Raw genomic sequence first — 24651 nt, 5'->3', positions numbered from 1 at the left:
GCCGGCCAGACGATGGATTCTCGGGCGGGCGCTTCAACGCCCGCCCGAGAAACCACCGCCGCCGCCGCCACCGGAAAACCCGCCCCCCGATGACCCGCCCGAGCTGCTCGACGTGTAGCTGACGGATGACGTGAGCGAGTTGGTGAACTGCGAGATCGTGCTCGTGAAGTTCGACATACCGGCGAGGCCGACTGCAGGGTACCAAGCGGGGGCGAATCCCGGCTGCGACTCGTACGCGACCTGCAGCACCCGCGTCCACTCTTTCTCCAGGCCAAAGAGCATGGCGTAGGGGAGTAGACGTTCATAGAGGTGCGCAACGTTGACGGTGCCGTCCGCGTAGCGCTCCGCACCTGAGTAGGACTGCAGCATGCGAATTCGATCCGCCTCCGCGACTCGAATAAAGAGACGCACGCCCTCGAGATACTCACGTGTCTCTGCCCCGAACGGTGTGTACACACGTTGCTTGACCATCGAGATGATCGCGATCACGGCGGCACACACGCCCGCGAGTATGAAGGCGACAGCCAGTGCGTTATGCCGCAGCACGAGGGATGCCACGGTCATCGCTGCGAGCACCACGACGAGCCCGAGGGAGACCCAGCCCCACCGGCGCGCCACGGGATTCGCGACCTTCTCGAAATAGCCGCGCGCGACCGCTTCGCGGGCGCCCACCGACTGCACCTGCTGCATGAGCGAACCGAACGACGTGCTCTTGCGTGGGAGCACGACCGCCTCTCCAGGTGTGCCCGTCGGAAACACCGTGTCCATCATTCGCACATCCAGGGGATCGACGGCCCGTTCCGGGTCCATGATGCGCAGCACGGGCTGCGCCGGAAGCCGGCCGAAAAATGTCTGCTCCGGCTGGCCGTCCTCGATGCGGATCGCGCCGCGCACAGCAAGGTGCACGAGTTCGGCCGGTGCGGTCGGCGCTGGCACACCGGCAATGGGTCCCGCGAGCACGGGCGGAAGGTGATCCGGCACGTCATACTGCGGAACGATCGTGCCGCGTCCCAAGCGACGTCGCTTGCGTAACCGAAACGTGGAAACTGCAGCGACTCCGGCGGTGCCGAGTGCGGTGGCGCCGACGAACAGCGGGAGCGTATCGAGAGCGAAGTTCGGGAGACGAGTGGGCGGCTGCACGACGGCACCGGCATCGAGCCCGATCGCCGCCGTGACCCCTTCGCGGCGCCCGAGTCGTACGCCCGAGATTTCATATTTCGCCTCGTCTGAGTAGGCGGACTGCGCTATCTCGCACTCCGCGGTCGACCCCGCGCTGCCCACGTAGCAGCGCGCGTTTCCGTTCAGACGATCTGCGAGGCCGGGGCCAAAGCTGATCGTGGCGGCGAACTGGTCGATCGGTTGCTCGTGCTCGAAATCGACGAGGTCCCAGTAGAACTCGTCGGCTTTGCCGTCTGAGCGCGCGAGTACCGTGTCGTGAAACGTGTACGAGATGACATATGTTTGCTCGCCCCGCACGTAGCTGTCGTCGCCGGTGAGCACCGCAACGAAGCCGTCTTCATGTTCGACCTCAAAGGGCACGTCCGCACCGAAGGCGTCAGTGACCGAGAAATTCGACGGGTTTGTTGAGCTGCCCTCGTACTCGATCGGGAGTCCACGAACAATGCCGCGATTTTGATTGAACATCGGGAACTCGGCTACGAGAGTCTCCGTCACGTGGGTGATCGAGCGCCCGCCCGCATCGGTGTCGAGAGTGTAGTCAACGTCCCAACTCGCATAGGAGAAGTCAGAGACGTCGGCGGATGCGGGGGTTGCGGGGGACGCGAGCGCGGTGAATGCCCACGCCAGCGCCGCCGCCGCCGTGATCGCGCGGGTGATGAATGCTGCGCTGGCGGTGCGGGGGTGCGAACGCGTGCGAAAGGTCATGTCAGCCAGGCTAGGGCACCGGTGCTAGAGTAATGCGCATGCTGTTCGGCTCGCTTCTCCTTAGCTGCCGCGACGAGTCCTCGACTTACTAATCAGTCTCTGGCCTCCCTCGTCGCGGTGTTCGTGTTTGGCTGAGCAAGACCACGACGAGAAAGACGAGTCCATGCAGAACATGCAACAGCCCTCCGGTATGCCGATCCATCGCTACCGCCCGTTTCACGAGATCATCGATGTTGATCTTCCAGATCGCACGTGGCCCTCGAAGCGAATTACCGAGGCCCCGCGCTGGTGTGCGGTTGACCTGCGAGACGGCAACCAGGCACTCATCGACCCCATGAGCCCCGAGCGCAAGCGGATCATGTTCGATCTGCTCGTGAAGATGGGCTACAAGGAGATCGAGGTCGGTTTTCCGTCCGCGAGCCAGACGGACTTCGATTTCGTGCGGCACCTCATCGAAGACGATGCGATTCCGGCTGACGTGACCATTCAGGTACTGACGCAGGCACGCGAGCACCTCATCACCCGCACCTACGAGTCGTTGATCGGCGCGAAGCAGGCGATTGTGCATCTCTACAACTCGACGAGCATTCTCCAGCGGGATGTGGTGTTCCGTTCGGATCGCGCCGGTATCAAGCAGATCGCGGTCGACGGTGCGAAGCTGTGCCGAGCGAGCGAGCACATTTGTGCGGACACCGAGATCTTCTACGAGTACTCACCCGAGTCGTACACCGGTACCGAGCTCGACTACGCGGTCGAGGTGTGCAACGACGTGCTTGAGGTGCTCGAACCGACGCCAGAGCGCAAGGTAATCATCAACCTGCCGGCCACCGTCGAGATGGCAACCCCGAATGTGTACGCCGACTCGATCGAGTGGATGAGCCGGCACTTGAACCACCGTGAGAACGTCATTCTGTCGCTCCACCCGCACAATGACCGGGGCACCGCGGTCGCCGCTGCCGAACTCGGCTACCAGGCCGGCGCTGATCGCATCGAGGGCTGCTTGTTCGGAAATGGCGAGCGCACGGGCAACGTTGATCTCATCGCGCTGGGCATCAACCTCTTCACGCAGGGCATCGACCCGCAGATCGACTTCTCGCGTCTCGACGAGGTGCGTCGCACCGCCGAGTATTGCAACCAGTTGCGAGTACCCGAGCGTAGCCCGTGGGCCGGCGACCTGGTGTACACGGCGTTCTCGGGATCGCATCAAGACGCGATCAAAAAGGGCTTCGAACGGATGTCGCAAGACGCCGAAGCGGCGGGCAAGACCGTGGACGACATAGAGTGGGCAGTGCCGTATCTGCCCGTTGACCCAAAGGACCTGGGTCGGTCGTACGAGGCCGTGATTCGCGTCAACTCCCAGTCAGGCAAGGGTGGGGTGGCGTATCTGCTGAAGACCGATCATCATCTTGACCTGCCACGCCGCCTGCAGATCGAGTTCAGCTCGGTTGTGCAGAGCGTCACCGATTCCTCCGGTGGCGAGGTCTCGAGCGATGAGATCTGGCGCATCTTCCAGGACGAATACCTGCCGTCCCAGGTCGAGGATGCCGAGCGCTGGGGGCGGTACGAGATCTTCCGCACGACGGCGACGAGTGCCGGCGACGGCGTGACCGAACTCACGGTCGACTACCGAGTCGGCGCCGACGACCAGCAGATCACGGCGCGCGGCAACGGTCCGGTCGACGCCTTCATCAGCGCCCTGAACGAGGCTGGCCACGCGGTCACGCTATTCGACTACGTCGAACACGCGATGAGCTCGGGCGGCGACGCGGTCGCCGCATCGTACGTGGATCTCGAGGTTGACGGCCAGCGGCTGTGGGGCGTGGGTATAGACGCCGACACGAGCCGAGCGACGCTTGAGGCAATCATCAGCTCCGTGAACCGTGCGATCCGTAACGGCCAGCGCGAGGTTCAGGCAGCGACCGTAGACGCGTAGCGGCGGTTGGCAACAGCGCGCCACATCGATTTCGTACATATGTTCGAATTTTCGGTGTGGCGCTGCTGTGTTTGGAGCTCCGATCTTCTAGGGTGAACGTGTGATTGCTTCGATTCGCGGGCCAGTGCTCGCTGCGGGTGCTGGTTGGGTCGTCGTGGAGCTCGGAGGGCTCGGCATGCGTGTCGAGGTGCCGAGCGGACGCGTCGCGCAAGCCGTGCCGGGTGACGTTGTTCGGCTGCACACGTCGCTTGTGGTTCGCGAAGACTCGCTGACGCTGTTCGGATTTTCGACGGAGCCGGAACTCGCGGTGTTTGGCCACCTCATCGCCGTCTCGGGAGTAGGCCCGCGCAGCGCGCTCGGAGTACTTTCGGCGCTCACGCCCTCGGAGATCGCCGGGGCTGTGACGAACGATGACGATAAGCCCTTCCGTAAAGTGTCGGGAATCGGGCCGAAGACGGCGAAGCTCATCACGCTTTCGCTCGCGGGCAAACTCACCGAACTTGATCTCGGAGACGACGCTTCGGTCGCGGCCGTTGCGCCCGCTGACGCCCTGGCAGACGGCGTCAGCCAGGGCCTCGTTGGGCTCGGCTGGGGCGAGTCGGACGCGCAACAGGCGGTGCAAGACGCTCGCGACGCTGGTGCACCCGAAGACAGCGCCGGTCTGCTGCGGGCAGCGCTTGCGCTGTTGCAGGCGAGCCGCAGCGGCGGCCGCGGTTCTCGGAGCGGGCGATGACGGGCGAGCTTTCGGCCCAGGCAACGGCTTCGGAACAGGGGTACGAGGGCGCACTGCGGCCAGCGACCCTCGCCGAGTTTGTCGGTCAGTCCAAGGTGCGCCGGCAACTCGGGCTACTGCTTGACGCTGCAACCATGCGACGCCACACTCCCGACCACATCTTGCTGGCGGGACCTCCCGGGCTCGGAAAGACCACGCTGTCGATGATCGTCGCTGCAGAACTCGACAAACCCCTGCATCAGACCTCCGGGCCTGCCATTCAGCACGCGGGCGATCTTGCCGCTGTGCTTTCGGCATTAACCCCCGGTGAAGTGCTCTTCATTGACGAGATCCATCGCATGGCGCGCAGTGCCGAAGAGATGCTCTATCTCGCGATGGAAGACTTCAAAGTCGACATCATGGTGGGTAAGGGCGCAGGCGCGACCTCGGTTCCGCTCGATCTTTCGCCGTTCACGCTTGTGGGCGCCACCACCCGCGCGGGACTACTCCCGAACCCGCTGCGCGACCGCTTCGGGTTCACCGCGCACCTGGAGTTTTACGCTGATGATGAGCTCGCGAGCGTCGTTAGACGCGCGGCCGGGCTGATTGACTTCGCGCTGTCCGAGAGTGGCGTCGATGAGATCGCGCGGCGATCACGCGGCACACCGCGAATCGCGAACCGGCTGCTGCGGCGCGTGCGTGACTACGGTCTCGTGCACGACGTCGCTGGGAACACCGAAACCGTGCAGGCCGCGCTGTCGCTGTACGACGTCGATCACCACGGACTCGACCGGCTTGATCGCGAGGTATTGCGGGCGGTCGTAGAGCGCTTCAACGGTGGCCCTGTCGGCTTGTCGACACTCGCGGTGTCCGTGGGCGAGGAAGCCGAGACGATCGAAGCGGTTGTCGAGCCGTTCCTCGTGCGTACCGGGCTGCTGTCGCGCACGCCTCGCGGACGCGTCGCGACGCGGCTCGGCTGGGAGCACATCGGTGCGGTGCCGCCAGCGGCGCCGGCACCGTAGTCTGAAGTTGTAACTTGGCGCGGTCGGGAGCATTCACAGCGGCAACCCGTTAAACTGGTCCAATCTGTGTCTCACGAGAGGCGCACGTTCGCCTGTTGAAAGGACCACTGTGGCTCTGGACCCGATCACTATTGTGATGTTTGCGCTGATCGCGCTGTTGATCTTCTTCATGTTCCGGAACGGCAAGAAGCGGCAGGCTGCTCAGCAAGAGCTGCAGAGCAGCGTCCGCCCAGGTGCTGAGGTCATGCTGCAGTCTGGCATCTTCGGAACGATCGATTCGATCGATGAGGAGAACAACAAGGTCACGCTGCGCAGCGGTTCGTCGACACTCGTGGTGCACCGCAACGCGGTCACTCAGGTCGTCACGCCGTCTGACGCTCCCGTCGAAGACGCCGCCCCTGAGCTCGCTCCCGACGACGATCCTGCGTTCGGCGAGCGTCTCGGCGCAGCCGGTGCTGCGGGCACCGCTGCCGCGCCGGCAAGCGACGCCGCGCCGCTCGACGGCTCGAACGACGTGCACAACGATCCGTTCACTGCTGAAGTCGATCCGAGCCGCGATGGCGGCGACAACACCGACGTCGATGAGCAGGGAAACGGTTCAGCCCCTAAGGCTTGATCCCGTGGCCGCGGTTTCGACCGCGGCCACACCCTCTCCCGTTTAGAGAAAGCAGTCTGTCTTGGCGTCTTCACCCGCCGTCCGGAGGGCCCGTCGTTCCCTCATTTTCCTGTTGGTCTTCATCGTCGGGCTCGCCGGTTTGATCACGTATGGCGTCATGAGAAGCGACGCCACTTGGACCCCGAAACTTGCGCTTGATCTGCAGGGCGGAACGCAGATTCTGCTCGCCGCCGAGCAGACCGATGGCGAAGCCGTCGCCGGCGATCAACTGCAGCAAGCGGTCTCCATCATTCGCCAGCGCGTCGACGCTGCGGGCGTCTCCGAGGCCGAGATCACGACGCAGGGCAATCAGCACATCTCCGTGTCGATTCCTGGCAAGGCCGACGAGGCCACGCTGCAACGCATTGAGGCTTCAGCGAAACTCGACTTCCGCCCCGTGTTGACGTATGGCATCGGTGCGAAGCTCGATTCAGCGACGACGGACGACAAGGCCGACGACACGGCAAAGACCGATGCTGAGACCAAGGCTGAGTCAGAGGCAAAGGCGAAGGCCGATGCGGCCGCTGCGAGCGACGAAAACCTCGACCCTGAGAAGATTCCCGACAGTGCGGGGGACCTCGCCTGGATCACTCCGGCACTCCAGGCCAAGTTCGACGCATTCACCTGCGACTCGGACTCGGCGCTCGACGCGGGGGATGCGCCCGCCGACCGCCCGCTCATCACCTGTGACGACAGCGGCGCCGCGAAGTACATTCTGGGCCCGGTTGAGCTCGATGGCTCCGTCATCACCGACGCAACTGCGCAGGTCGGTACGACCTCCACCGGTGCGTCGACCGGTGAGTGGGTCGTTCAGATCATTATGAACAAGAAGGGCACCGAGACCTTCGGCAAGATCAGCACGCGGCTCTTTGGAGCCGCTGAGCCGCAAAACCAGTTCGCGTTCGTACTCGATGGTCGTGTGCTCTCGGCGCCGACAATGCAGGCACAGATTCTCGACGGACGCCCCTCCATCAGCGGCCAGTTCACGCAGGAGTCGGCAGCTGCGCTCGCCGATCAGCTGAAGTTCGGCGCGCTGCCCATCGACTTCACCGTGCAGAGCCAGGAAGATATCTCGGCAACTCTCGGTACGAGCCAGCTCGCCGCGGGCCTGCTCGCGGGCCTGATCGGCTTGTTGCTCGTCGTCGTGTACTCGGCATTCCAGTACCGCGCCCTTGGTTCGCTGACGATCGCCTCACTGGTGATTGCTGGCATCTTGACGTACCTGTTGCTGACATTCTTCTCGTGGCGTCAGGGCTACCGATTGTCGCTCGCCGGCGTCGCCGGCATCATCGTAGCGGTGGGCTTCACCGCCGACTCGTTCATCGTGTATTTCGAGAGAATTCGAGACGCGCTTCGCGACGGGTTCTCGATCGAGAGTGCGGTCGAACACGGCTGGAAGCGCGCCTTCCGCACGGTGCTCGCGTCTGACGGCGTGAACTTCCTCGCAGCCGTTATTCTCTTCATCCTCGCCGTCGGCAGTGTGAAGGGCTTTGCGTTCACGCTCGGGTTGACCACGCTCGTCGATGTCATCGTAGTCGCACTGTTTACGCACCCGATGATGACGCTCCTTGCTCGCACACGCTTCTACCAGGGAGGGCACCCGGCATCCGGTCTCGATCCAACCAAGCTTGGTGCCGTGTACCGGGGGCGCATGCAGTTCCGCGAGCCGGTCGTGGCGACACGAGGCGCTGGTAAGAAGACTGCCCGCAGCCAGGGCGAGGCGGCGCGCCGACAGACCATCGCCGAGCGCAAGGCCGTCGCGGCTGATGCGTCCACCGGAAAGGAGAGCTGACCATGGCTCGCTCATTCGCCGACTTCGGCAACGCGCTCTATACCGGTGAGAAGTCGATCAACTTCATCGGTCGACGTAAGACGTGGTATCTCGTCTCGGTCATTCTGATCATCATTTCGATCGCCGGGCCGATGCTGCGTGGCGGCTTCACCTTTGGCATTGAGTTCACTGGTGGAAGCCAGTTCCAGGTGCACCTCTCCGAGGGGCAAGATCGCGACCCGGCCGTTGCCGAGGCCGCCGTGAGCGAGGCCCTGCCGAATAGTGCTCCGCGTGTCTCGCAGCTCGGGCCGACGGACATCCGCGTGCAGACCGAAGCGCTCAACGATTCCGAGAACCGTAAGGTTGCGGCGGCCATCGCTGATAGTTACGGCGTGTCTGTAGACGAGGTGACCACCTCGTACATCGGGCCTGCCTGGGGTAAAGACATCACTCGTCAGGCGATTATCGCGCTGTTCGTGTTCATCTTGTTCGCGGCGCTCGTGATGGCGCTCTACTTTAGAACGTGGAAGATGTCGATTGCCGCGATTATCGCGCTGCTGCACGACCTCGTGGTTACCGCGGGTATTTACGGCATCTCCGGCTTCGAGATCACTCCGGCAGCCATGATCGGCTTCCTGACGATTCTCGGCTATTCGCTGTATGACACCGTCGTGGTATTTGACAAGATACGTGAGAATACCGTGCCCGGTGAGCTGAACGATCGGCGCACCTTCGCGGAGTCAGTGAACCTGGGCGTGAATCAGACACTTGTGCGCTCGATCAACACTTCGATCGTGGCACTGTTGCCGGTCGGCTCGATTCTGTTCATCGGTGCATTCGTGCTGGGCGCAGGCACCCTGCGCGACATCTCGCTGGCGCTCTTCATCGGCATCTTGGTCGGGGCGTACTCGACGATCTTCATCGCGGCTCCGGCGTATGCCCAGCTGCGCGAGGGCGAAGAGGGCATCAAGAAGCGCGACGCGAAGGTGCTGCGCACCCGGTCGCGTGCGAACGCAGCCGGTGCTGACACTGATGACACTGAGGTAGAAACTACTGCTACCTCGGAGCTCGGGAAGTCTGCTCGCTGATCCCCGTGGTGAGGGCCGTCAGGAGCGTCGCTGGTCGACGTCTTGGCGGCCCTTTTCTATATCCGCGCGGAGTTCAGCGTCGTCCCGACCGCGCTGAGGCTTCGCTCATTTTGCTCCGGGCCTCACGCGGGGTGTAGCGTTCAATCAATCTAGGGAGGTGATCCGTGGCAACTCAAGACACGACTGCCAGTGGAACAACCGCGCTCCGACGCCTCGTTCCGCGAATTTTCTCCCGCGGCAGCGCCCCGGGTGCCGTCGATCAGCTGGTGCGTACGGTGCGTGGCAACCATCCTCGTGCAGACCTCTCGATCATCGAGCGGGCGTACGCCGTTGCCGAGCGTGCGCACCGCGGTCAGAAGCGCCGGAGCGGCGAGCCGTATATTACGCACCCGATTGCGGTCGCGCAGATCCTTGCGGAACTCGGGATCGCCCCTGTCGTCATCGCCGCGGCGCTGCTCCACGACACGGTGGAGGACACTGAGTACACTCTCGACCAGCTCACTGAGGAGTTTGGCGAGGAGATCGCGATGCTGGTGGACGGCGTCACGAAGCTCGATAAGGTCAAGTACGGCGACTCGGCCCAGGCCGAGACCGTGCGCAAAATGGTTGTCGCGATGTCTAAGGACATCAGGGTGCTCGTGATCAAGCTCGCCGACCGGCTGCACAATGCGCGGACGTGGGGCTTCGTGTCGAGTGAATCGGCGAAGCGCAAGGCACAAGAGACCATTGAGATTTATGCGCCGTTGGCGCACCGCCTCGGTATCCAGTCGATGAAGACGGAACTTGAGGACCTGTCATTTGCAGTATTGAAGCCCAAGCTTTACGCGGAGATTCAGAACCTCGTTGCGCAGCGTAACCCGCAGCGGGACGAACTCGTCGGTACGGTGATTGGCTCGATCGAGGGCGATCTTCGCGAGGCGAAAATTCGTGGCGAAGTCACGGGCCGCCCGAAAGAGCTGTACTCGATTTATCAGAAGATGATCGTGCGCGGCCGGGACTTCGACGAGATCTATGACCTCGTCGGCATCCGCGTACTCGTGACGTCGATTCGGGATTGTTACGCGGTACTCGGCGCCGTGCACGCGCGCTGGACGCCGGTACCGGGCCGGTTCAAGGACTACATCGCGACGCCCAAATTCAATCTGTATCAGTCGCTGCACACGACCGTGATCGGCCCCGACGGTCGTGCGGTTGAGATTCAGATTCGCACCGTTGAAATGCACCAGCGAGCCGAGTACGGTGTCGCGGCGCACTGGAAGTATAAGCAGCGGCAGCAGGGCCAGAATCAGTCGTCGAACGACATGGCCTGGCTTGCCCACATCTCTGACTGGCAGGCGGAGACCGAAGATCCGAGTGAGTTCCTTGACGCGCTCCGGTATGAAATCGGCGCCAAAGAGGTCTACGTGTTTACCCCGAAGGGCCGCGTGATCGGGTTGCCGGCGGGCGGCACTACCGTCGACTTTGCGTACGCGGTGCACACCGAGGTAGGCCACCGCACCATGGGCGCCCGCGTGAACGGCCGTCTCGTGCCGCTCGAGACAGCGCTGCAAAACGGTGACGTGGTCGAGGTGTTCACGTCCAAGGATCCGAACGCTGGGCCGAACCAAGATTGGCTCGCGTTCGTCAAGAGCAAGCGCGCGCAGAATAAGATTCGGCAGTGGTTCACGAAGGAGCGTCGCGAAGAGGCGGCAGAGACCGGCAAGGTTGAGATCGCGAAGGCGCTGCGCAAGCAGGGTCTGCCGCTGCACAGGGTCATGAATTCCTCGGCGCTGCAGCAGATCGCGCTGCAGCTGCGCTACCTCGACGTGACGGCGCTCTACGCGGCAGTCGGTGAGGGACACGTCTCGGCACAGTCGGTCGTCGAGAAGGTCACCGCGCTCGTATTCGACGAGCAGGTATCGACGGAGCCGGCGCTGTCGTCGATGCCGATCATCGAGGCCCCGCGTGCTCCACGCAGCACGGACTCGAGCGGCGTCATCGTCTCGGGCGCTTCGGATGTTCTCGCGAAGCTTGCGAAGTGTTGCACCCCGGTGCCCGGCGACGAAATCTTGGGGTTTGTGACGAAGGGGCAGGGCGTCTCGGTGCACCGGGTCGACTGCCATAACTTCATCAACCTTCGCTCGCAGGAGGACCGCGTGGTCGGCGTCGAGTGGGCGCCAACCTCGAAGAGCGTGTTCCTGGTGCAGATTCAAGTGGAGGCCCTCGACCGCTCTGGGTTGCTCTCCGATGTCACACGGACGCTGTCGGAACACCACGTCAACATTTTGTCGGCGTCGGTCAACACGTCCACCTCGCGTCTCGCGATCAGCCGATTCGTGTTTGAAATGGCGAATGCGACGCACCTGGACCACGTGCTGAACGCCGTGCGCCGCATTGACGGTGTGTACGACGTCTATCGCATCACCAATTAGCGCGGAGCCGATGCGTGCCGGGTTGCGCGGGCCGATCATAATTCGCGCAACCGGGCCGTCGCGATGCGGCGATACCGGCGTGCACCGGTATTGAGCGCCATGTGCACCGCGGCACGGCCGCCGGGATGACGCGCCAGTAGCAGTCGGCAGGCGACGCGTTCAGTGATGTGATGCGGCGCTGCCGATCTCAGCAGGTCGCACAGCGTGCGCGTTGGCGTGGTGACGCACTGGACGCCAATGCGGCAAATGTCATCGCTCGTGAGCATGTGCTCGTAGACCGTGAGACCCGGTGACGTGAACGACGGCGCGCGTTTGCGGCCGTGCGTCGAACACTCGATCGGTGACCCCGGGTGCTTGGCCGCGCCCCAGACCCACGCGGCCGTTAGCCGGATGGCGACATAGCGCGTGCCCAGCCATGGTGCGAGCGCCGCGAGCCGTACTCGTGGAGTTTCGGGCCAACCAACCGGCCGCATCCCAGGCCCGCACGCGACGAGGCTGCCGCGAATTCGTTCTGCCGACCGCACTGCTTCGGGCCATTCATCGATGGCGGGGAGCACGAGCCGTGGTCGCCGCGCAGCGGGAAACGCGATACCCGCGAGTTCGCCGGGAGAATTTCGCGCAGCGCCGCCGCCCGGGTGACCGGCATCGCGTTCGTGCGCAGAACCAAGAATCGGGCGAGTCATGCTTCCAGTGTGGAGGAAGCCGACTCGCCCGATTCAGGTGCGGTTCAATCTGTGGATAACTTGCTCAGAGGTCGTCAGAGGCCGAGTGGTGAGCGGCCGGCGAAGTCAGTCTCCGATGGCGGCAAGCCACGACTGCTGCGTGGCGAGCTTTTCTTCAGCGTCCTTTGCCTTGCGCGCGTTGCCATCCGACTTTGCCGCTTCAAGCTCTGCGGTAAGTTCCGCGATCGACGACTCGAGCTGGCCGCGGAGGCCCTCGCTGCGGGCCTTTGTCTCGGGATTCGACTTGCTCCAGTGATCTTCTTCGAGATGCTTCACATGATCTTCGATCTTGCGAAGGCGCGCTTCGGTCTCACGCAGCGCCTCACGCGGCACGCGGCCGAGTTCGTCCCAGCGCAGTTGAATCGCGGTGAGCTGCTTGCGTGCCGCAGCGTGCTCGGTGATCTGCAAGATCGGTTCGGCCTCGTCGAGCAGCGCCTGCTTCGCGGCGAGGTTCTCGGCGTACTCTTCGTTTGTCAGAGCAGCTTCTGCGGCCTTCGCTTCATAGAGCAGATCGCCGGCTGCCTTGAAGCGCGCCCAGAGCTGGTCGTCAAGTTTGCGGCTGGCGCGACCTGCGGCCTTCCACTCGTCGAGCAGCGCCCGGTAGGCCGGAATCCCCTCGACACCGCGCGGTGCGAGTGCCTCAGCCGAAGCGATGATGCGCTCCTTGCGCTGCTTCACGTCTTTGTTAGTCGCGTCCATCTGAGCGAAGTGCGAACGACGTGCCGAATCAAACGTCTGGCGTGCGGAGCGGAAGCGCTTCCACAGAGCATCGGCCTGCGCCTTCGGGATCTGAGGGCCAGAGCGCTGTGCAGTCTGCCAATCAGTGAAGAGCTGTTCGAACGCGAGGCTCGTGTCCTTCCAGCGAATCGATGCCTCTGGCTGACTGGCTAGACGCTCCGCCTCGACGGCGATGGTCTCGCGCTGGGCTACTGCCTCCTGGCGCGCGGCCTCACGCTCGGCGTTTTGCTTCTCGCTCAGTTCGGCGGTCTTCTCACCGAGCTTCTCGACGCGCTCGCGCAGCGCCGCAATATTGCCCACCGCCGCGGGCTCTACGAGCTGCTCGCGGAGCTTGGCGACCGTGTCAGCCGCCGATGCGTCGGCCGTGCCGCGCGCAATGCGGGCCTCGAGCAGCGTGATCTGGCCTGCGAGGTCCGAGAACTTGCGGGTGAAGTAGGCGAGCGCCTCTTCGGGCGTGCCATCGGGGAACGACCCAACGACGCGTTCGGTGTCGCCCTCACGCACGTAAACGGTACGGTCCTCGTCGACTCGTCCCCAGGACGTTTCGTTGCTCGCTTCGCTCACGATTGTGCTCACCTGTCGTGTTGTGGGGTCGGCGCACCGACCGGACGGAATAGTCACCACCACTATGCCACAGTGCGCGGCTGAGAACTCGGTGATTGGCGGTCGATACGATGGTGATGTGGATTCGAGACCTGCGCCCGCGAACACGGCACCGCTTGCGGTCCGGATGCGACCGCAATCGCTGGATGAGGTCGTGGGCCAACAGCACCTTCTGAAGCCGGGTTCTCCGTTGCGCACGCTCGCCGCCGACGCCGCGGGCGGCGGGGGAGCCGTTTCGGTAATTTTGTGGGGCCCTCCAGGCACCGGCAAGACGACCCTCGCGCAGGCAATCGCGCACTCCAGCGGGCGGAGATTCGTTGAACTCTCGGCCATCACGGCCGGCATCAAAGACGTGCGCACGGTTATGGAGCGGGCGCTCAATGACCGCGACCTGTACAACATCGCGACAGTGCTCTTCCTTGACGAGATTCATCGGTTCACGAAGGCTCAGCAGGACGCGCTGCTCCCCGGTGTTGAAAATGGCTGGGTGACTCTGGTTGCGGCGACCACTGAGAATCCATCATTCTCGGTGATTAGCCCGCTGCTCTCACGCTCACTGCTGCTGACACTCGAGCCCTTGAACGACCCGGATCTGCGCAGCTTGCTTGAGCGCGCCGTCACTGATCCGCGCGGTCTGGCGGATCGCGTCACGCTGACCGGCGATGCGTTCGATGCGCTCGTTCAGGTCGCCTCCGGCGACGCCCGACGCGCACTGACGGGGCTCGAGGCTGCCGGCGCATCGGCGCTGGCGAGTGCCGAGGGAGACGACCGGCCTGTCGTCACCGCCGAGACGGTGTCGGTGTCGATTGACCGAGCGCTCCTGCGCTATGACAAGAACGGCGACCAGCACTACGACGTGATCAGTGCGTTCATTAAGTCGATGCGCGGATCCGATCCCGATGCCGCAATTCACTACCTCGCACGGATGATCGAGGCCGGGGAAGATCCGCGGTTTATCGCTCGCCGCCTCATGGTGCACGCGGCCGAAGACGTCGGTATGGCAGACCCGCAGGCGCTGCAGATTGCCGTCGCCGCAGCAGAGGCAACCCAGCTGATCGGGTTACCCGAGGCGCGCATTCCGCTCGCGGAGGCGACCATTTACATTGCAACGGCGCCGAAGTCGAACGCCGTCATCAGCGCGATCGACGCGGCAATCTCTGATGTGAAGGCGGGCCGCTTCGGGCTCGTACCGAAGCACCTCCGCGATGCGCATTACCCCGGCGCGAAGCGCATGGGCCACGGCAAGGGGTATCGCTTTCCGCACAACGATCCTCGTGGTGTCTCCGCTCAGCAGTATCTCCCGGACGAGCTGCGCGATCGCGTGTACTACGAACCGACCCTGCACGGCAACGAGCGTGAGGTCTCCGACCGCCTCGAAAAGATTCGCCGGATCACGAGGGGCACGTCGTAGCCGCTGTCAAGCGACTCGCGCCCGACGCTGCGCGCGTAGATGCGCGGAAGGTGATAGGCTAGCCGCTGGCCAACTTCGCCCCCGCTGCAGGCTGCACGCGGGAAGTGAATGGCAGTCGCCCTGTAGCCGGGTTTCTGCGCTGGTCGTTCCCTCACCGAAAACGGTTCGCTGTGTCGCGTGCATCACTCGTTGATGCGGGCACAGCCTGGCCGAGAGAACCTGCACGATTCGATGTTCTGATCGTGCTGTCATATTTCAGAAACCCGAAAGGATTCACGTGTCGACTACGTCGCGTACCCGTTCCCAGACCCGCCTGTCGCGCTCGCTCGGCATCGCGCTGACCCCGAAGGCAGCTCGCTACCTCGAGAAGCGCCCCTACGGCCCCGGCCAGCACGGTCGCACCAAGCGCAAGAGCGACAGCGACTATGCCGTTCGCCTGCGGGAGAAGCAGCGTCTTCGCGCCCAGTACGGCATCCGCGAGAAGCAGCTCACCATTGCGTTCAAGGAAGCCCGTCGTCAGGACGGCCTGACCGGTGAGAACCTGGTTGAGCTCCTCGAAATGCGTCTCGACGCGCTGGTGCTCCGTGCAGGCTTTGCCCGCACCACGGCACAGGCCCGCCAGATGGTGGTGCACCGCCACATCCTCGTTGACGGCAAGATCGTTGACCGCCCGTCCTTCCGTGTGAAGCCGGGTCAGCTCATTCACGTCAAGGAGCGCTCAGAGGCGATCGAGCCGTTCCAGGTTGCAGCCGCAGGCGGCCACGCCGAGGTGCTCCCGAACGTTCCCGGTTACCTCGAGGTCGAGCTCGACAAGCTCCAGGCGCGCCTCGTGCGTCGCCCGAAGCGCGCTGAGGTCCCCGTGACCTGCGAAGTGCAGCTCGTCGTCGAGTACTACTCGGGCCGCTAAGCACTCACTGCGTCGAGCACACGCTGCTCGCGCACACGGGGCGCCGGATTCTTTCCGGCGCCCCGTTTGCTGTATCTGGAAGACATGCGTTCGCAAATGTGCCACCCGCTAAGCTTGGGGAGTGCTGTTGCACGCGTGGCTTCGCGGCCGCGCACCGACACGGATGGTGAGGATCAAGACATGGGCAAGCTGTTCTGGCTAGTCACCGGTGTCGTGCTGGGGTTCGTCGGCGCGCACTTCGTAAATCAGACCGCTGAGGGTCGCCAGTTCTTCTCGCGAGTCAACCGCGGAATGGACGAGTTCGGGCGTGCATTCACTGCGGGCTACGAGTCGGAGGCCGACGACGAGGCAGATGCCGAGGCACTCGCGGCTGCACTCAACGAGCGCGCTTGACCTGATGCGCCCCGCGTTTCCAGCGCGACCGATCCGATGCGGTGAGCTCGCTGGGCGCGGCAGACTCGATGTGCTGAGTTCGTCGAGCGCGACCTCCCCGCACGACTGATCCACCACGGCGTCTCCGTACGCCCGTTTCCCACTGATTTCCACCGAAGGACTCCGGATGCAGACCGCCGAAATTCACCGCCGCTGGCTCGACTTCTTCGAGAAGAAGGGGCACACGATCGTGCCCTCCGCATCACTCGTCAGCGATGATCCGAGTCTGATGTTTACGGTCGCCGGCATGGTGCCGTTTGTGCCGTATCTTTCCGGTCTCGTTCCGGCGCCGTTCCCGCGCGCGACGAGCGTGCAAAAGTGCATTCGCACCAACGACATTGAAGAGGTCGGCAAGACCCCTCGTCACGGCACCTTCTTCCAGATGTGCGGCAACTTCTCATTCGGTGACTACTTCAAGGAGGGGGCGATCCGCTTCGCGTGGGAGCTCCTGACGACGAGCGAGGCCGAGGGGGGCCTCGGGTTCGACGCGAAGGATCTGTGGGTCACGGTCTACGAAGAGGACGAAGAGGCGATCGCGCTGTGGAAGCAGCACTCGACGTTGCCTGACGAGCGCATCCAGAAGCTTGGCAAGGATACGAACTACTGGTCAACGGGTCAGCCGGGCCCGGCCGGCCCGTGCTCCGAGATCTTCTTCGATCTTGGCCCCGAGCACGGCATCGACGGGGGCCCCGCCACCGATGATGACCGCTACGTCGAAATCTGGAACCTCGTGTTCATGCAGTACGAGGTCGCCGACGTGCGATCAAAGACTGACTTCACCATTCTTGGTGAACTCCCGAAGAAGAACATCGACACCGGTCTCGGCCTCGAACGCGTCGCGTTCATCAAGCAGGGCGTCGCGAACATGTACGAAATTGATCAGGTGCGCCCCGTGCTTGATCGCGCCGCCGAAATCGCGGGCAAGACCTATGGCGCGGATCACGCCGACGACGTGCGTCTGCGCGTCATTGCCGACCACGTGCGCAGCGGCCTGATGCTGATCGCCGACGGCGTCACACCGTCGAACGAGGGGCGCGGCTACATTCTGCGTCGACTGCTGCGTCGCGTCACGCTGTCGATGCGCCTGCTTGGTGTCGAGGGACCGTGCTTCGCGGAGCTCTTCCCAGCATCGCGCGACGCTATGAGCACGGCGTACCCGGCCGTCGCCGACGACTTTGACTTCATTTCTCGCGCCGCATACGCAGAAGAGAAGACGTTCCTGCGAACGCTCGCCTCTGGCATTCAGATTCTCGACTCGGCCGTGGACTCGGCGAAGGACGCTGGCGTTGCCGTCACCGGCGACACCGCATTCCTGCTGCACGACACGCACGGATTCCCGATCGAGCTGACACTCGAAATTGCCGAAGAGGCCGGGGTTCCGGTCGATGCCGCCGTCTTCACTGAGCTGATGCAGGAGCAGCGGGATCGCGCGAAAGCTGACGCGAAGGCGAAGAAGGGCCAGCGCGCCGACCTGTCGATCTACAAGGAGCTCCGCGGACAGGGTGAAACCCTGTTCACGGGATACGACGAGCTCGTACACGAGAGCCGCGTGCTGGGCATCGTGCTCGACGGCGCCCCCGCACGCGAAGCGCACGAGGGTGACATCGCGGAGATCGTGCTTTCAGAGACATCGCTGTTTGCGGAGTCGGGCGGTCAAGACTCGGATCAGGGTGTCATCGTCGGTGACGGCTTTGAAGCCGAAGTGCTCGACGTACAGAAGCCGGTTCCCGGACTGATCGTGCACACCGTGCGCGTCGTTATCGGCACGATCGGTCTCGACGTGCGCGCGGAGACCCGTGTCGACGCAGATTACCGTCGCGGTGCTACCCAGGCACACTCCGGAACTCACATCGTGCACGCTGCGCTTCGCGAGGTGCTGGGACAGAGCGCGCACCAGGCAGGCTCCTACAACAAGGCCGGCTATCTTCGTCTCGATTTCACGCACTCCGACGCGCTCTCGCCCGAGACCAAGAGCGAGATCGAGGAGATTTCGAACCTCGCGATCCGGTCTGACTACGATGTCGTGACCCGTGAGATGCCGCTCGACGAAGCAAAAGCGCTCGGAGCGATGGCGCTATTCGGCGAGAAGTACGGTGACCGCGTGCGCATGGTCGATATCGGTGGCCCCTGGTCACGCGAGCTGTGCGCGGGCACGCACGTTTCGAGTTCCGCGGAGATCGGCATGATCAGCTTGATCTCCGAGAGCTCGGTGGGATCGACGAACCGTCGCGTTGAGTCCCTCGTCGGGATCGAAGCGTTCCGCAACTTTGCAGCCGAGCGGGCCATCGTGCAGCAGCTTTCCGGTGGCCTAAAGGTGCCGCGTACCGAGCTTGTGACCAAGGTGCAAGACCTCGGCGCGCAGCTGCGCGCGGCCGAGAAGAAGATCGCTGCGCTTGAGGCTGAGAAGCTTGGCCAGCGCGTTCCGCAGCTGCTCGCTTCGGCGGAGCAGCTTGGCGGCGTGCGCGCTGTGCTCGCCTCACTCGGAACGGTCGGCTCGGCAGACGACCTGCGCGGACTGGCGCTGACGCTGCGTGAGCAGCTCGGGTCAGAGCCCGGCGTCGTCGTGCTTGCGGGCGAGGCCGGTGGGAAGCCGGTGGTCATTGCTGCGACCACGCAGGCCGGACGCGAGGCGGGCGCGCGCGCCGGCGCGCTGGTTCGTGTGGGGGCGCAGGTGCTCGGCGGCGGTGGCGGCGGCAAAGATGACCTCGCGCAGGGCGGCGGCACCGACGCCACGAAGATCGATGCCGCGTTGGCCGAAATTCGACGCAGCCTGGGCGGCTAAGCGTGCGGACCGGCGTGCGAATAGGTGTCGATGTGGGTAAAGCCCGCATCGGCATCGCACGAAGCGATCCGCACGGAATGCTCGCGACCCCGGTTGAAACCGTGGCGCGAGCGGCAGACGGCATCGCTGATCTGGGCAGGATCGCCGAAATCGTTGCCGAGCTCGGCGCATTTGAGGCCGTCGTCGGTCTCCCGTTGAACATGCGCGGCGAGCGCACGCTCTCGACGGACGACGCGGCAGAGTTCGCAGACCGACTCGCGGCGCGGCTCGCAGCCGACAACGTGACCGTGCGTCTGGTAGACGAGCGGCTCTCTACGGTGTCGGCGCAGGGGCAATTGCGTCAAGCGGGCAAGAAGACGAAGCAGAGCCGGTCGATTATCGACCAGGCTGCCGCGGTGGTGATTCTGCAGCACGCCCTTGATATCGAACGCGCGAGGGGTGAGGCGCCCGGCATTCCAGCGAACATAGACACGCCCGCGACCGAGGAGGCCACGGAATGAACGCACGATCGCGTACGGAAAAAAGACGCACCGGAAGGCGGGTGCTGATCTCGTTGCTGGTGACGGTATTGCTGCTCGGCGGGCTCGTGGGGGCCGGTGCGTACCTGTGGTCGCATTTCGGCGCGGGTATCTCAGACGCGATGGGTTGGACCTCAAACGACTACGAAGGCTCGGGTAAGGGCGAAGTTGTTGTCGTCATCACGGAGGGCGAGATCGGTGAAGACGTTGCCGCGTCCCTGAAAGAGGCCGGCGTGGTGAAGACCTCAGAGGCCTTCTATGATCTGTTGCTCGCACAGGATACTGAAGTGGCGTTTCAGCCAGGGTCGTATCGGATGAAGTCGCAGATGAGCTCACAGGCGGCACTCGACGCGCTGCAAGATCCGGCGAACCGTATGGCATTTACCGCGATGATTCCTGAGGGCAAGACGGTCGAGCAGACGCTCGAGCTCGTGTCAGCCGGAGCGGATATCCCGCTCAAGGAACTGGAAGCCGCCGCCAAGGACGTCAAATCGCTCGGCCTCCCCGAGGGTGTCGACAGCGTCGAAGGCTGGCTGTTCCCGGCGACCTACGAGTTTGAAGAGACGACCACCGGTGCCGAGGCGGTCAAGAAGCTCGTAGACACGCAGATTCAGGTACTCGACGAGCTCGGCGTTGCTCCGGAGTCGCGCGAAGAGGTGCTGACCAAGGCATCGATCGTGCAGCGTGAGGGCGGCCGCGTCGAGGACTTCCCGAAGGTCGCGCGCGTGATCGATAACCGAATCGCGAAAGACATGCTGCTGCAAATGGACTCCACTGCGCAGTACGGATACGGGCAGCACGCCGACGGCAGCGTGTGGTCGACCGACGAGGCCCTTGCCGACGATAACCCGTGGAATACCTATGTGCACAAGGGTCTCCCGAAGGGGCCGATCGCAAACCCGGGTCGAGACGCAATTTCTGCGGTGTTGAATCCGCCGGCGGGAGAATGGATCTACTTCGTCGCGGTGAACCTCGATACGGGGGAGTCGGTGTTCTCGACCACGCAGGAGGAGCACGAGGCCGCGATCGCTCAGCTCAACGAGTGGTGTTCCGCGAACCCCAACAAGGGCTGCTAGGTGCCCACCTGCCTCGCGGTGCTCGGTTCGCCGATCGCCCACTCGCGCTCGCCGCGCATTCACGCGGCCGCGTACCGTGTGCTCGGACTGGATTGGAGATATACCGCGGTGCGCTGCGGTGAACCCGGTCTGGCAGCCTTCATCGCGGGGCGCGGACCGGAGTGGCGGGGATTTTCCGTCACGATGCCACTCAAGGTCGAAGCGCATCGCATCGCGGCGGCGCTCGACCCGGTTGCAGTCGAGAGCGGAGTGGCGAATACGCTGCTTCGCCTCGACGGCGGCGGGTGGTTCGGCGCGAACACCGATGTCGCGGGCCTGGCCGCGGCGGTGCGTGGTGCGGCACTCGATGCACGGGTGACAGTGGTGCTCGGGTCGGGCGCAACCGCAGTCTCTGCGATTCTTGCTGCGCGCGATCTGGGTGCTGAGCGCGTCTACATTCTGGCGCGCAATGTCGCAGCGGCAGCGCGACTCGTTGATCGTTTCAGCGGCACGACTGCCGCGCACGCCAGCGCGCCGATGCGCGTGGAGTACCTCGGCGCCGCGAGTGAGGGCTGGGACGCGGTCGAGCGCCCGACGCTCGTCATCTCGACGCTGCCGGGCCCGGCGGCCGCGACTACGACGCTCCCCGAATCAATCACGGCGACACCGCTGTTCGATGCTGCCTATGATCCGTGGCCGTCACCGCTGGCAGCACGGTGGCGGGCGGCGGGCGGTCTCGCGGTGCCCGGAACCGACATGCTTGTGGCGCAGGCGCTCGTGCAGGTGCGGGTATTCACCTCGGGCGATCCCGGCCTTCCGCTCGTAAAAGAAGAAGCGGTGCTCGAAGCGATGCGCGCGGCCGTCTGACGTGGTCGCTCGGGTGTGGGAAGATAGCAGGTATGCTGCGTTGGCTGACCGCCGGAGAATCTCACGGCCCTGAACTGATCGCCGTCCTTGAAGGGCTGCCCGCTGGGGTGCCCATTTCGCTCGACGGGATCCGTGAGGATCTCGCGCGTCGCAAACTGGGTTATGGTCGCGGATCTCGAATGAAGTTCGAGCAAGACGAACTGCACATCTCGGGCGGCGTGCTGCAGGGCGTATCGATCGGCGGCCCCGTCGCCATCCGAATCGGCAACACGGAGTGGCCCAAGTGGACCGAGGTGATGTCGGCCGAGGCGACCGAGCTGTCGGAAAAGTCACGCGGACGCGGTGCTCCGCTCACGCGGCCGCGCCCCGGACACGCCGACCTTGCCGGGATGCAGAAGTACGGCTTTGACGAGGCGCGGCCGGTGCTCGAGCGCGCAAGCGCCCGCGAGACCGCGGCGAGGGTGGCACTCGGTGCCGTCGCGCGCGCGTTTCTCGCCGAGCTGGGCATTCGGCTGGTGAGCCACACCATTTCAATGGGCGAGGTGGCTGTGCCGGGCGGTGCTCCATTGCCGCGCCCCGAAGACGTCGCCGCGCTTGACGCTGACCCTCTGCGTTGTTTCGACGCCGAGACCAGCGCTCGGATGGTGGCTGAGGTCGACGACACGAAGAAGTCGGGCGATACGCTCGGCGGCATTGTCGAGGTGCTCGCGTACGGTTTGCCGCCCGGGCTCGGATCGTACGTGCACTGGGACAGGCGCCTCGATTCCCGCCTCGCTGGTGCGCTCATGGGCATCCAAGCAATCAAGGGCGTCGAAGTTGGTGACGGCTTCGAAACGACTCGCCGTCGTGGCTCGGCCGCGCACGACAAGCTGCACATCGAAGACGGGCGCATCGCGCGAGAGACGATCCGTGCCGGCGGCATCGAGGGCGGCATGACGACCGGGCAGGTGCTGCGCGTGCGCGCTGGCATGAAGCCGATCGCTACCGTGCCGCACGCGCTGCCCACGGTTGATGTCGCTACGGGCGAAGCATCAAAGGCGCACCACCAGCGCAGCGACGTGACCGCGGTACCGGCAGCCGGTGTCGTGGCCGAGGCCATGACCGCGCTCGTGCTCGCTGATGCCGTCGCCGAGAAGTTCGGCGGCGACAGTGTCGCGGAGACGCGTCGCAATCTCGAGGCGTTTGTGTCGGCTATCCCGGAGCGCCTGTCGACCGTCATCGAATCGTGAGCGGAGATCGCCGGGCCGCCCGCGACGTCGGGCCGCCCGCGCTGAAGCCCAAGCCCTCCCCGCCGACGAGCCCGTTGCAGGTGATTTCGGCAGCGGAAGCCGAGGCCGCGAAGGCGGCGAAAGCCGCAAAAGGAAGCTCGACACGCGGGAGCGTACCAGCGGCTCCTGGCGATTCCGGTGACGGTGCTCCAGCGGTGTCTGCCGCGCGCTCGCGCAACCGCCGCCGGCGGCGTCGACGGCCCGGCGCCAAGTTACCGGATCGCGCCATAGTGTTTGTTGGCCCAATGGCCGCGGGCAAGACGAGCCTGGGCAAGCGCGTAGCGCGTGAGCTCGGTGTGCCGTTCGTCGACACCGACGCCGTGATCGTGCGCCGGCACGGCGTGATTACCGAGTTCTTCACGACCCACGGCGAGGCCGAGTTTCGGCGCGTCGAAGCCGAGGTCATCGCGGAAGAGCTCGCTGTCGAGGGTTGCCGCATTGTTGCGCTCGGCGGCGGCGCGGTGCTGAGCGAACAGACCCGCAAGCTTCTGCAGCATCACCCTGTTGTGCTCCTGATGACGACGCAGGAGGCGGTGCTGCGCACGGCGAACATCGCGCGTCGTCCACTGTTGCGCGACGATCCTGAAGCGTGGGGGCGCATTTTGAAAGAGCGCCGCCCGCTCTACGACGCCGTCGCCGACGTCACCTACCGCACTGACCGTGCGAGTCAAGAACAACTCGTTCGCCGCGTCGCCCAGTGGGCCCGCGCGGGTGGACGCCAGCAGCGCAACACCGCTCAGCGCGGTGAGAAGGAGGAGTCATGACTGAAACCGCGAGCGCGGCCAGCGAGCCCGCAGACGTCACCGAGATCACGGTGTCGGGGGAGACCTCCTACACGGTGACGGTGGGCCGGGGCATTCTGGATCGGGTACCCGACGCACTCGGCGACCGCGTCGCGAAGGTGCTCATTGTGCACACGCCGACGGTCGGCAAGATCGCAAATGACCTGCGTGACGCACTCCAGGAGCGCTACACCCAGGTGCTGCTCGCCGAGGTACCCGATGCTGAGTCGGCCAAACGGGTCGAGGTCGCGGCGTTCTGCTGGCAAATTCTCGGCCAGTCCGACTTCACCCGCACCGATGCAATCATCGGACTCGGGGGCGGCGCCGTCACCGACCTCGCGGGTTTCGTCGCGGCGACGTGGCTGCGGGGCGTTCGCCTGGTGCAAATCCCAACGACGGTGCTCGGCATGGTAGATGCATCGGTCGGCGGCAAGACTGGAATCAACACGACCGAGGGCAAGAACCTCGTCGGCAGCTTCTACGCTCCGGCGGCTGTGATCTGCGACATGGACCTGCTGGCGACACTTCCGCGTAACGAGATTCTTGCTGGCTTCGCTGAAGTCGCGAAGTGCGGCTTCATCGCCGAACCCGAGATCCTCGACATTCTTGAGCGCGATGTTGATCGCGCGACCGATCCCGCGACTCCCGAATTTCAGCGCGTGGTCGAGCTTTCGATCGGGGTCAAGGCGCGTGTCGTATCGGAAGACTTCCGGGAGGGCGGTCTCCGTGAGATCCTGAACTACGGTCATACGCTGGGGCACGCCATCGAGCACGCCGAGCGGTACCAGTGGCGGCACGGCGTCGCGATCTCCATCGGCATGATCTACGCGGCAGAGCTCGGGCGCCTCGCCGGGGCGCTCTCAGACGCTGCCGTCGATCGGCACCGGCGAATCCTGTCTTCGCTTACGTTGCCGCTGTCGTATCCGGCCGGCCGGTGGCCGGGACTGCTCGCGGCCATGCAGCGCGACAAGAAAGCGCGAGCCGGTATGCTCCGATTCATTGTGCTCGATGAGATCGGCAAGCCGCGCGTGCTCGCGGGTGTCGACGACTCGATGCTGCAGTTCGCCTACCAGGAGATCGCGAGCTAGCT

Annotated in this window: 20 protein-coding genes; 17 read left to right on the top strand and 3 right to left on the bottom strand. The window is 64.4% G+C overall.

Annotated features, from left to right (window positions below):
* Positions 1 to 33: 33 nt before the first annotated feature.
* Positions 34 to 1884, bottom strand: a complete 1851-nt coding sequence (locus ACFWHR_RS12650; RefSeq protein ID WP_382448651.1) for a DUF2207 domain-containing protein — start codon at positions 1882 to 1884, stop codon at positions 34 to 36.
* Between the two features lie 163 nt (positions 1885 to 2047).
* On the opposite strand from ACFWHR_RS12650, the gene leuA reads away from it, so the two are divergent.
* The 7 genes from leuA (at position 2048) to ACFWHR_RS12615 (ending at position 11476) form a co-directional block, all read left to right on the top strand.
* Complete coding sequence (gene leuA, locus ACFWHR_RS12645) at positions 2048 to 3817, top strand: 2-isopropylmalate synthase (protein WP_382448719.1); 1770 nt, start codon at positions 2048 to 2050, stop codon at positions 3815 to 3817.
* Positions 3818 to 3917: 100 nt separating this feature from the next.
* Positions 3918 to 4550 (top strand): Holliday junction branch migration protein RuvA, encoded by a 633-nt coding sequence (gene ruvA / locus ACFWHR_RS12640; RefSeq protein ID WP_382448650.1) that lies wholly within the window; start codon positions 3918 to 3920, stop codon positions 4548 to 4550.
* A complete protein-coding gene (gene ruvB, locus ACFWHR_RS12635; RefSeq protein ID WP_382448649.1) occupies positions 4547 to 5551 on the top strand; it encodes a Holliday junction branch migration DNA helicase RuvB in 1005 nt (334 codons plus the stop codon). Before ruvA ends, ruvB begins: the two co-directional genes overlap by 4 nt.
* 109 nt (positions 5552 to 5660) lie before the next feature.
* The gene (gene yajC / locus ACFWHR_RS12630) at positions 5661 to 6167 is read left to right on the top strand and encodes a preprotein translocase subunit YajC (RefSeq protein WP_382448648.1); all 507 of its coding nucleotides are present in this window, start codon (positions 5661 to 5663) and stop codon (positions 6165 to 6167) included.
* A gap of 61 nt (positions 6168 to 6228) precedes the next feature.
* Complete coding sequence (gene secD, locus ACFWHR_RS12625) at positions 6229 to 7998, top strand: protein translocase subunit SecD (RefSeq protein ID WP_382448647.1); 1770 nt, start codon at positions 6229 to 6231, stop codon at positions 7996 to 7998.
* Between the two features lie 2 nt (positions 7999 to 8000).
* Positions 8001 to 9065 carry a protein translocase subunit SecF gene (gene secF, locus ACFWHR_RS12620; protein ID WP_382448646.1) on the top strand — a complete coding sequence of 355 codons (1065 nt, stop codon included), beginning with the start codon at positions 8001 to 8003 and terminating at the stop codon, positions 9063 to 9065.
* A 164-nt stretch (positions 9066 to 9229) separates the two neighbouring features.
* On the top strand, positions 9230 to 11476 hold the full coding sequence (locus ACFWHR_RS12615) for a RelA/SpoT family protein (RefSeq protein ID WP_382448645.1): 2247 nt from the start codon (positions 9230 to 9232) through the stop codon (positions 11474 to 11476).
* A 35-nt stretch (positions 11477 to 11511) separates the two neighbouring features.
* Here the strand turns inward: ACFWHR_RS12615 and ACFWHR_RS12610 are convergent, their stop codons facing one another.
* The gene (locus ACFWHR_RS12610) at positions 11512 to 12159 is read right to left on the bottom strand and encodes a hypothetical protein (protein ID WP_382448644.1); all 648 of its coding nucleotides are present in this window, start codon (positions 12157 to 12159) and stop codon (positions 11512 to 11514) included.
* A 105-nt stretch (positions 12160 to 12264) separates the two neighbouring features.
* The gene (locus ACFWHR_RS12605) at positions 12265 to 13503 is read right to left on the bottom strand and encodes a DUF349 domain-containing protein (RefSeq protein WP_382448718.1); all 1239 of its coding nucleotides are present in this window, start codon (positions 13501 to 13503) and stop codon (positions 12265 to 12267) included.
* A 163-nt stretch (positions 13504 to 13666) separates the two neighbouring features.
* On the opposite strand from ACFWHR_RS12605, the gene ACFWHR_RS12600 reads away from it, so the two are divergent.
* The 10 genes from ACFWHR_RS12600 (at position 13667) to aroB (ending at position 24649) form a co-directional block, all read left to right on the top strand.
* Entirely contained in the window at positions 13667 to 14950 is a 1284-nt protein-coding gene (locus ACFWHR_RS12600) for a replication-associated recombination protein A (RefSeq protein WP_382448717.1), read from the top strand.
* 277 nt (positions 14951 to 15227) lie between these two features.
* Positions 15228 to 15857 carry a 30S ribosomal protein S4 gene (gene rpsD / locus ACFWHR_RS12595; protein WP_382448643.1) on the top strand — a complete coding sequence of 210 codons (630 nt, stop codon included), beginning with the start codon at positions 15228 to 15230 and terminating at the stop codon, positions 15855 to 15857.
* A 135-nt stretch (positions 15858 to 15992) separates the two neighbouring features.
* Entirely contained in the window at positions 15993 to 16250 is a 258-nt protein-coding gene (locus tag ACFWHR_RS12590; RefSeq protein WP_382448642.1) for a hypothetical protein, read from the top strand.
* A gap of 166 nt (positions 16251 to 16416) precedes the next feature.
* Positions 16417 to 19071, top strand: coding sequence for an alanine--tRNA ligase (gene alaS, locus ACFWHR_RS12585; protein ID WP_382448641.1), 2655 nt, complete (start codon positions 16417 to 16419; stop codon positions 19069 to 19071).
* Between the two features lie 2 nt (positions 19072 to 19073).
* The gene (gene ruvX, locus ACFWHR_RS12580) at positions 19074 to 19571 is read left to right on the top strand and encodes a Holliday junction resolvase RuvX (protein ID WP_382448640.1); all 498 of its coding nucleotides are present in this window, start codon (positions 19074 to 19076) and stop codon (positions 19569 to 19571) included.
* Entirely contained in the window at positions 19568 to 20665 is a 1098-nt protein-coding gene (gene mltG / locus ACFWHR_RS12575; RefSeq protein WP_382448639.1) for an endolytic transglycosylase MltG, read from the top strand. The genes ruvX and mltG overlap by 4 nt, the downstream gene beginning before the upstream one ends.
* Complete coding sequence (locus ACFWHR_RS12570; RefSeq protein ID WP_382448638.1) at positions 20666 to 21511, top strand: shikimate dehydrogenase family protein; 846 nt, start codon at positions 20666 to 20668, stop codon at positions 21509 to 21511.
* Between the two features lie 32 nt (positions 21512 to 21543).
* The gene (gene aroC / locus ACFWHR_RS12565; protein WP_382448637.1) at positions 21544 to 22740 is read left to right on the top strand and encodes a chorismate synthase; all 1197 of its coding nucleotides are present in this window, start codon (positions 21544 to 21546) and stop codon (positions 22738 to 22740) included.
* Positions 22737 to 23543, top strand: coding sequence for a shikimate kinase (locus ACFWHR_RS12560; RefSeq protein ID WP_382448636.1), 807 nt, complete (start codon positions 22737 to 22739; stop codon positions 23541 to 23543). Before aroC ends, ACFWHR_RS12560 begins: the two co-directional genes overlap by 4 nt.
* Positions 23540 to 24649: a 3-dehydroquinate synthase gene (gene aroB, locus ACFWHR_RS12555; protein WP_382448635.1), complete on the top strand. Its 1110-nt coding sequence runs from the start codon at positions 23540 to 23542 to the stop codon at positions 24647 to 24649. The genes ACFWHR_RS12560 and aroB overlap by 4 nt, the downstream gene beginning before the upstream one ends.
* The last annotated feature ends 2 nt before the right edge of the window (positions 24650 to 24651 follow it).

This window comes from Leucobacter sp. NPDC058333, from assembly GCF_042726155.1.
Lineage (GTDB): Bacteria > Actinomycetota > Actinomycetes > Actinomycetales > Microbacteriaceae > Leucobacter.
This window is presented reverse-complemented; position numbering and strand designations above follow the sequence as displayed.